This window comes from Geminocystis sp., from assembly GCF_041753295.1.
GTDB lineage: Bacteria > Cyanobacteriota > Cyanobacteriia > Cyanobacteriales > Cyanobacteriaceae > Geminocystis.
The window spans coordinates 95434-102751 of sequence record NZ_JBGSUU010000104.1 but is presented as its reverse complement, the minus strand read 5'-3'; the positions used below and the strand labels follow the sequence as shown (position 1 = coordinate 102751).

At 34.3% G+C, this 7318-nt stretch carries 6 protein-coding genes; 4 read left to right on the top strand and 2 right to left on the bottom strand.

The window, feature by feature from the left end; translation table 11 throughout:
- Positions 1-1891: beta strand repeat-containing protein (locus tag ACEW8E_RS12040; RefSeq protein ID WP_373480590.1), on the top strand; the 1891-nt coding region annotated here is incomplete at its 5' end.
- Between the two features lie 344 nt (positions 1892-2235).
- Positions 2236-3114 (top strand): hypothetical protein, encoded by an 879-nt coding sequence (locus tag ACEW8E_RS12035; RefSeq protein ID WP_373480589.1) that lies wholly within the window; start codon positions 2236-2238, stop codon positions 3112-3114.
- A 32-nt stretch (positions 3115-3146) separates the two neighbouring features.
- On the opposite strand, the gene cobA is transcribed toward ACEW8E_RS12035, so the two are convergent.
- Positions 3147-3917 carry a uroporphyrinogen-III C-methyltransferase gene (cobA, locus tag ACEW8E_RS12030; protein ID WP_373480588.1) on the bottom strand — a complete coding sequence of 257 codons (771 nt, stop codon included), beginning with the start codon at positions 3915-3917 and terminating at the stop codon, positions 3147-3149.
- A 229-nt stretch (positions 3918-4146) separates the two neighbouring features.
- Between cobA and menB the strand changes: the two genes are divergently transcribed.
- Positions 4147-4980 (top strand): 1,4-dihydroxy-2-naphthoyl-CoA synthase, encoded by an 834-nt coding sequence (gene menB / locus ACEW8E_RS12025; RefSeq protein WP_373480587.1) that lies wholly within the window; start codon positions 4147-4149, stop codon positions 4978-4980.
- A 473-nt stretch (positions 4981-5453) separates the two neighbouring features.
- On the opposite strand, the gene ACEW8E_RS12020 is transcribed toward menB, so the two are convergent.
- On the bottom strand, positions 5454-5735 hold the full coding sequence (locus tag ACEW8E_RS12020) for a hypothetical protein (protein ID WP_373480586.1): 282 nt from the start codon (positions 5733-5735) through the stop codon (positions 5454-5456).
- Between the two features lie 399 nt (positions 5736-6134).
- On the opposite strand from ACEW8E_RS12020, the gene ACEW8E_RS12015 reads away from it, so the two are divergent.
- Entirely contained in the window at positions 6135-7274 is a 1140-nt protein-coding gene (locus ACEW8E_RS12015; protein WP_373480585.1) for a quinone-dependent dihydroorotate dehydrogenase, read from the top strand.
- The last annotated feature ends 44 nt before the right edge of the window (positions 7275-7318 follow it).

The following is a 7318-nucleotide window of genomic DNA, read 5'->3' as shown; positions in this document are numbered from 1 at the left end:
ATTAATTATCGACTATTCTAGTAATACTTATACGGGGACAGATTCAGGTATAATAGGTAATATAGATAGTAATGGTAGCGGTGGTTTTAACGGTTTTTATCGTGCTTCTTTGGATGGTTTTAACGCAGATCAAGTGTTCTTTTCAAATATAGAAACTTTCCAAATTACTGGTACTATTGCCAATGATAATATTAAAACTGGTGATGGAAACGATACCCTTAATGGTGGAGGCGGTAATGATACCCTTAATGGTGGAGGCGGTAATGATACTTATACCGTTGATAACCTAGGGGATGTCATCATAGAAGCCTTAAATCAAGGTACAGACTTAGTAAATAGTAGTATTAGTTATACCTTAACTGATAACGTTGAAAACCTAACTTTAACAGGTAGTGGTACTATTAACGGTATAGGTAATACTCTTAATAACTTAATTACAGGTAACAGTGGAAATAATACTCTTAATGGTGGTGTTGGTGCAGATAATCTGATGGGTGGTAATGGTAACGATACTTATATAGTCGATAATAGTGGAGATCGCATCACAGAAAATAATAATCAAGGTAATGATTCGGTTAATAGTTCTGTTACTTATAATTTAAGTTTCAATGTAGAAAACCTCACCTTAACGGGTACTGGTAACATTAACGGTATAGGTAATACTCTTAATAACTTAATGACTGGTAATAGTGGCAATAATAGCCTTAACGGTAATAGTGGTAATGATACCTTAAACGGTGGTAACGGTAATGATACTCTAACAGGAGGTACTGGTGCTGATAGTTTAGTAGGGGGTGCGGGTAACGATATTTACGGTGTTGATAACACCAGCGATCGCATTGTGGAAGCCTTAAATGCTGGTACAGATTTAGTTAATAGTATTATTACTTATACATTGGGAGCAAATCTCGAAAACCTCACCTTAACAGGTACAACTGCTATTAATGGTACTGGTAACACCCTTAATAATAGCATTACTGGCAACAGTGGTAATAATACCCTTAACGGTGAAGTTGGTGCAGATACCCTTAATGGTGGTAATGGCAATGATACTTATATCGTTGATAACCTTGGGGATAAAATAACCGAAGCCTTAAACGCTGGTACAGATTTAGTTAAAAGTATTATTACTTATACATTGGGAGCAAATCTCGAAAACCTCACCTTAACAGGTATAACTAACATTAATGGTACTGGTAATACCCTTAATAACCTAATTACAGGTAACATTGGTAATAATACCCTTAACGGTGGTGGTGGTAATGATACTCTAATAGGGGATAACGGTAATGATACTTATATCATTGATAATTTAGGGAATTTGGTAACAGAAGCCTTAAACGCTGGTACAGACTTAGTAAATAGTACTGTTAGTTATACATTAGGTGTAAATCTCGAAAACCTTACTTTAACAAGTACTGGTAATATTAACGGTATAGGTAACTCCTTTAAGAATCGTATTACTGGTAATAGTGGTAATAATATCCTAAACGGTGGTATTGGAAATGATACTCTTATCGGTGGTATTGGAAATGATACTCTTATCGGTGGTAGTGGTAATGATACTTTAACAGGAAATATTGGCAATGATTTCTTCCGTTTTAACTCAACTTCTGAAAAAGTAGATCGTATTACTGATTTTAACGTTATTAATGACACAATTTTAGTTAGTCTCAGTGGTTTTGGTGGTGATTTCTCCGTAGGTGCATTAACTACTAATCAGTTTACCATTGGCTCATCGGCTACTACTTCCGAACAACGTTTCTTCTACAATTCTAGTAATGGTGGATTATTCTTTGACTCTGATGGTAATGGTGCAACGGCGGCGGTACAATTTGCCACTTTAAATACTGGTTTAGCCTTGACGAATGCTGATATTGTCGTGGTGTAATAATGCAGTAATGAAATAATTTTGTAAGTTTGTGGGCATTGCCCACCCTACTAACCATCATAAAAATTAACAAAAAAGAATAATTGACAATAATGATCAATAATAGAATTACGACTTAAAGTACTCAATCAAGATATTAAAAAAGCATGAAAACAGGTATAAATCAAATATTAGAAACTTTTACAGAATTTGTTAGTACTCATGATTATTAAAATAATCCTATCTTAAGTGTTTATGTAGATATTGATTCCACTAACCCTAATAATAGAAAAGAACAACCGGCATGGCACATCGAATTAAAAAATGAATTAAAAAGAATTGAGTCACAATTAGATCCTGAAGAAATGAAGCGTTGGGATAATCAGAAAATTTGGTCTGATACTGAACGTATGGTAATGGATTATTTAGAAACTGAAAAACCCACGGGAAGATCCGTTGTTGTTTTTACTGATTTTAAAGATATAATCGGGGTTGATTTACCCGTAACCATGAAAACCGCTATTTATTATGGATTACCACAAATCAAGCATCTTTTATTTGCTCTTGATCAGTATAAAGAATATTCTGCCATCCTTTTTTCTGGTGATCAAGGGAGAATCGTAGAAGTATTTTTAAGCAGATCTACTAATGAAGTCAAAATAGAAACAGAACACGAGTTATCTCGTCGATTCGGACGTAAATCTCAAACCCTCGCTAGCGATCGCCGTGACAGAGAATTTGAACTCCGTTTCATCAGAGAAATGGCTACAGAAATTAATGAATATTTTATTGATCATTTAGAAGATTCTCGCATTGTTTTTGGCGGTAATTTAAAACAAGCAGCAAAAATTAAAAATGCCCTTAATCCAGCCGTTAGAGATTTAGTTGTGGCCATTGAAGCAATGGACTTCAAACTTCCTGATAACGAAATTGCGGAAATTGTTCGCCCCATAGCCTATGCCTATGAACAAGATCATGATGTGATGGTGGTAGAAAACTTAATCTATCATTTCAATAAAAATGGTACTGCGGTAATTGAAAAACAAGGAGTAGAAAGAGCTCTAAGTGAAGCTAGAGTAAAAACTTTAGTACTTCCTTATCCTATGGATACCGAAGAATTTGACGCTCTCATTGTTCAGGTTATTTTATCTGGCGCACAAATTGAATTTGTATATGGCGAAGGTGCAGAAAAATTAAAACAATATGGTGGTATTGGAGCAGAACTTTACTATTCTGTAAGATAATTAACCATTAGAAGGGTGAAATCCTTTCACCCCTACAGGTTTTTCATGATTGTTAAACTTTGGCGAAAACCCACTACTTTCCCAATAATAGCGATAGCTGGAGCAGTAAAACCAGTTTTTTCTACTTGATCAAGAATATCCTTTAAAGTACCATATAATTCTTCTTGTTCTGGTCTTGTACCCCAGCGAATTAAGGCTATTTCGGTTTTTTCATCTAAACCAGCCTTAATCAATTCGGGGATAATATAGCTTAAATTATGAATCCCCATATAAATAACGATGGTTTCTGAACCAAGGGCGATCGCCTTCCAATTAACTTCAGGGCGATATTTTCCAGCTGATTCATGACCAGTGACAAAAGTAACCGATGAACTATAACCCCGATGAGTAACAGGAATATTTGCATAGGCAGGAGCAGCAATACCAGCAGTAATACCCGGTACAACTTCCACCGCAATTCCCTCGGCGATTAAATCTGCCATTTCTTCTCCACCCCGTCCAAAAACGAAAGGATCTCCTCCTTTCAAACGTACAACGATAGCGTGTTGTTTTGCCTTTTCAATCAATAATTGTGTCGTATCTGATTGTAATAATGAGTGATTTCCTCTACGTTTACCTGCGTCAATTTTTTCAGCATAAGGGCTAATCATCCCTAAAATTTCTGCACTTACTAAGGCATCATAGATAACCACATCTGCTAATTCAAGAAGAGTTTTACCCTTAATTGTCATTAATCCGGGATCTCCAGGTCCTGCACCCACTAAGTAAACTTTACCAACTTTTTGAGACTCGTTTATGATCATTTAATAACCTGAAATCAATTTACACTCTAACTTTTTTCTCAAATATATTAAGTAAAGTTAACTACATTTATTACCATAGAAATCTTTAAATCATTGAGAAACAATTAAAGATTAAAAAATAAATCTGGAAACTTTACTATACCGTCAAAGCTGAAAGTTTATCATTCTTTTTAAAGTAGCAAAATCTGAGTATAATAAGCAACGATTGCCAAAATTTATAAAACTATCCATGAGCGTTAATTGGGAAACCGTTGGAACTTACGAAGATATATTGTATTTTAAATATGATGGAATCGCAAAAATAGTTATTAATCGCCCTCATAAACGTAATGCTTTTCGTCCGCAAACTGTATTTGAACTTTACTCAGCTTTTTGTGATGCGAGAGAAGATCAACGTATTGGAGTAATTTTACTTACAGGTGCAGGACCTCACAGTGACGGTAAATACGCTTTTTGCTCTGGTGGTGATCAAAGTGTCAGAAGTAAAGCAGGATACGTTGGTAATGATGGCGTACCTCGTTTAAATGTTTTAGACTTACAAAGACTAATTCGCACTATTCCTAAAGTTGTGATTGCTTTAGTAGCAGGATATGCTATCGGTGGTGGTCATGTATTGCACTTAATTTGTGATTTGAGTATTGCAGCAGATAACGCTATTTTCGGGCAAACTGGCCCAAAAGTAGGCAGTTTTGATGGTGGTTTTGGGGCTAGTTATCTCGCCCGTGTCGTAGGGCAAAAAAAAGCCCGTGAAATTTGGTTTTTATGTCGTCAATATAATGCAGAAGAAGCCTTAGAAATGGGGTTAGTTAATATTGTTGTACCTGTGGAAGACTTAGAAACCGAAGGCATAAAATGGGCTCAAGAAATCCTTGAAAAAAGTCCTACGGCTATTCGTTGTTTGAAATCCGCTTTCAATGCTGATTGTGATGGTCAAGCAGGAATACAAGAACTAGCTGGTAATGCTACTTTGTTATATTATCTCACAGAAGAAGGTACAGAAGGAAAACAGGCATTTTTGGAAAAGCGATCGCCAGATTTTCGTCAATATCCTTGGCTACCCTAACAAACCTGAGTGAACCATAAAATTTTAGATAAGGGGAGGAGATAGGAGTAATGAGTAATTAGTAATGAGTAATTAATTCCTAATTTCTAATTTCTAATTTCTAATTTCTAAAGCCTTTATTCTAAGAGGTTTTTAATCTCGAACTCAGGTTAACCAAGATCAGAATTTGTGAGATTTTTGATTAATTTGAAAAGATAAAAATTAGGGGAAATTTAGCTTAACGAGATGGTTTAATTATGATTAAATAGTGTATGTGATAGGAGGGTAAGTTGATGGACACAGATAAGTTAGATTCGATTCTTGGTATTCTTGCCTTAATTATTTTACTAGGAGGGTTGCTGATGTTATTTAGCGGAGTCAAGAAAATGAATGATTAAACAAAAAATACCTTTACTCTATAACTAAATATCATTAAAATATTGATTCTAGTTATTAGTCATAATGATAAATTGTGGATAAGTCATTACACTTATTTAATCTGACGATACTGCCTCTTTATTAACGGTTATAGTGTTAAATTCTGAAGGTAAATTCACTGAAGGAAGAGCACAAGTCAGAGAAAAAGATTTTTCTAAAATAACAATTTCGGGCAAATTTTGCCATTCACTATGAAAAGCAGGAGTCGCAAAACTACAAGAAGCCCAATGTGCTTTAACTAAAACACCTAATTGTGAACACATTCCGCCTCTTCTTCCTTCTGGTTGATAGGATTTACAATAACGACAAGCCGAAGCACAAGAATTATTAGGTTTCATTTTTCTACCATCTCATTGATCTAACTTTTTTATCTTTGATCTATTATTAACTATCTGGGATCAAGGCTTTTAAGGCTAAAACCTATTCATATCTAGTAAAAAGCCCTCTTTTTAACTAATTTTTCTTTTATATTGTTTTAACTATTGCTTAACAGAACTAAATATTGAGTTAAACTTTAGTTAACTTACATAAACTTTTGCTTAATATTTTAAAAAATGTGTTTCTTAATACATTGGGGATCAAGAGAAACTGGTTTTAAATGTATTGAAAACTAAATTATATTGTTAATCATCACTGAACAGAAAATAAAGTTATTTGAGTACAATAATTTAACTTATTCTAAAAATAATCTTGTTAATATCAATTAAATCTCTTAAATGTAACAATTATTGTTAATAATGCTTAATATTTTAAAACCCCTTTATCCCGCTTTTTTCGCTTCCTTAAAAAGTAATCCTGAATCTGCCCATATCACAACCTTAAAATTACTAGAGCAATTATATTCTCAAGGGGATAATTTTTGGGCTAAATGTATAATTCAAGACATAGAAAAATCTTTCAGTTATCACCATCCCTCTTTGTCTCAATCTCTATGGAATTTAAAATTTGACAATCCTTTAGGTTTAGCACCCGGATTTGATAAAAATGCTCAAGGTGCAGGAATTTGGCATAGTTTTGGCTTTGGTTTTGCCGAATTAGGGGCAATTACCCTTCATTGTCAAAATGGCAATCCTTTACCTCGAATGTTTCGTTTACCGAAAGATAAAGCTATTCTTAATCGTATGGGCGCAAATAATCAAGGTGCAGAAGTTATTGCACAACGACTACAACAAACTTGGCAAAAAAAATCAAGAAGTATCCCCATGGGAATTAACTTATGTAAATCTAAAATTACGGACTTAAATCAAGCCTCTGATGATTATTTAGGCAGTTTTCGCCTTTTATTTCCTCACGCTGACTACTTCGTGGTTAATGTAAGTTCTCCTAATACTCCCGGATTGCGATCTCTTCAAGGGGGAGAACAATTAGAGTTAATTTTAGAGGCTTTACAAGGTGAAAACAAAGGAGAAAAACCGATTTTGATTAAAATTGCCCCAGACTTAGAATGGGAAGAAATAAGCACAATTTTAAGGGTATCAGAGCAATATAATTTGTCAGGAATAGTAGCAACAAATACCACCATCAAAAAAGAAGGTTTAAAAACGGAGATTTTACCAGAAACAGGAAAATTAATTACAGAAGAAATGGGAGGAATTAGCGGAAAACCCTTAAGAAATCGAGCAACAGAAGTAATTAAATTTATTTACCAAGAAACTAACGGTAAATTACCGATTATTGGGGTAGGAGGTATTTGTGATACAGAATCAGCATGGGAAAAAATTACTGCAGGGGCGAGTTTATTACAATTTTATAGCGGTTGGGTTTATGAAGGCCCTTGGGTTGTGAAAGAAATATTACAAGGCTTAACGAAAAAATTAGCAGAAAAAGGGTTAAATCATATTCAACAAGCAGTGGGAATTGAGCATAACAACTGTTAATTGAAGCAAAAATCAGCTAAATTAGAAAAAATAGCATAATTAAA

What these genes read in the sequence shown, in the direction of transcription:
- ACEW8E_RS12035 (WP_373480589.1), top strand. Translation starts at nt 2,236, where the DNA reads ATGAAGCGTTGGGATAATCAGAAAATTTGGTCTGATACTGAACGTATG.
- cobA (WP_373480588.1), bottom strand. Translation starts at nt 3,917, where the DNA reads ATGATCATAAACGAGTCTCAAAAAGTTGGTAAAGTTTACTTAGTGGGT.
- menB (WP_373480587.1), top strand. Translation starts at nt 4,147, where the DNA reads ATGAGCGTTAATTGGGAAACCGTTGGAACTTACGAAGATATATTGTAT.
- ACEW8E_RS12020 (WP_373480586.1), bottom strand. Translation starts at nt 5,735, where the DNA reads ATGAAACCTAATAATTCTTGTGCTTCGGCTTGTCGTTATTGTAAATCC.
- ACEW8E_RS12015 (WP_373480585.1), top strand. Translation starts at nt 6,135, where the DNA reads ATGCTTAATATTTTAAAACCCCTTTATCCCGCTTTTTTCGCTTCCTTA.